Source organism: Rhizobacter sp. P3_C12 (assembly GCF_056402735.1).
The window spans coordinates 1-1,365 of sequence record NZ_JBFUGW010000582.1; the positions used below are offsets into that span (position 1 = coordinate 1).

A 1,365-nucleotide genomic window follows, 5' to 3' on the forward strand; every position below is an offset into this window, starting at 1 on the left:
GTGGCGATGAGTMWGTCTACGAAGCGCGCTGGCGCGCGCCACCCCCGAAACCGATCTTCTTCGTCGCCTCAGAAATCGCCCCCAGCCCATTCCCTCACCCGCCGCGCAACACCGCCCGCTCTGGTTGGGGGGAAAAGATTGAAGTGACTGACGAGCATGCGAGCGCTCGCGCGCTTCGTCGGTCACTTCAATCTTTTCCCCCCAACACAGCACGGCGGTGGCCGCAAAGGCGCGGGTAAGGAGGCTGTGGAGCGCCAATAGGGACGGGGCGCCGGAGCTGGCTGGTTTCATGGCCCGCGCGCGCAGCGCGCTTCGTGAACTGACTGTCGCCCACTGTTTGACCACAACGAACGAAGTGAGTGGCGGGAGTTTGGGCGACGGGCCATGAAACCAGTCAGCGGAGGGCAGTCTTCGCCCTCCAGAGGGCGAAGACCGCACCGGCCGGCGAGCCACAGCCTCCTTACCCGCGCCTTTGCACGCACAGTCACAGTCATCCACCGAGATACGCATCCAGCACCTCCCGGTTCCCACGAATCTCCTCCGGCGTGCCCACAGCCAGCACCGAGCCCTCGACCATCACCATGATCCGGTGGCACAGGTCCATCACGAAATCCATGTTGTGCTCGATCACGATGAAGCTGCCACCGCGCTCCCGGTTGAGCTCCTTCAGCAGCACGCTGATGCCACCGACCAGGCTCGGGTTGACCCCCGCACACGGTTCGTCGAGCAGCACCAGGTCGGGCTCGCTCATGAAGGCCATCGCGATGTCGACCAGCTTCTGCTGCCCGTAGCTCAGCTCGCCCGCCTTCTGGTGCGCGACGTGGCCGATGCGGAACTTCTCGATCAGCGCATCGGCCTGGCCGCCGAGCCCCGAGTCGCCCGGCGCGAACAGCCGGCCCGCCATGCTGCCGCGGTGCTCCTGCGCCGCCACCAGCAGGTTGTCGCGCACGCTCATCCGGCCGAACACCTGCAGCGTCTGGAACGTGCGCCCCACGCCACGCCGGCTCAGCTGCAGCGGCGACAGGCCGGTGATGTCCCGCCCCTTCAGCTCGACCGTGCCGCCATCGGGCCGGATCTGCCCCAGCACGCTGTTGAACATCGTCGTCTTGCCCGAGCCGTTCGGGCCGATCACGCCGAAGATCTCGCCCGGCATCACCTCGAACGACACACCGGCCACCGCGACGATCGCGCCATACGACTTGCGCAGCCCGCTCACCTTCAGCAGCGGGGCGCTCATGGCCGAGCCCCGATCGCCGCCGCCGATGCGGCCCGCGCCGCCGAGGCCTCGCGCGCCATGCGCCGCGCCCGCAGCCGCTCCGGAATGCTCAGCAGCCCGTCCGGCAGCCACAGCATCAACAACACCAC

At 67.8% G+C, this 1,365-nt stretch carries 1 protein-coding gene and 1 pseudogene; both read right to left on the bottom strand.

Annotated elements, in window-relative coordinates; genetic code table 11:
- Window positions 1–490: 490 nt before the first annotated feature.
- The gene (locus tag AC1DXV_RS34670) at window positions 491–1,237 is read right to left on the bottom strand and encodes an ABC transporter ATP-binding protein (RefSeq protein WP_477938052.1); all 747 of its coding nucleotides are present in this window, start codon (window positions 1,235–1,237) and stop codon (window positions 491–493) included.
- A pseudogene (locus AC1DXV_RS34675) lies at window positions 1,234–1,365 on the bottom strand (branched-chain amino acid ABC transporter permease); the annotation flags it as partial. The gene AC1DXV_RS34670 and the pseudogene AC1DXV_RS34675, both read right to left, overlap by 4 nt.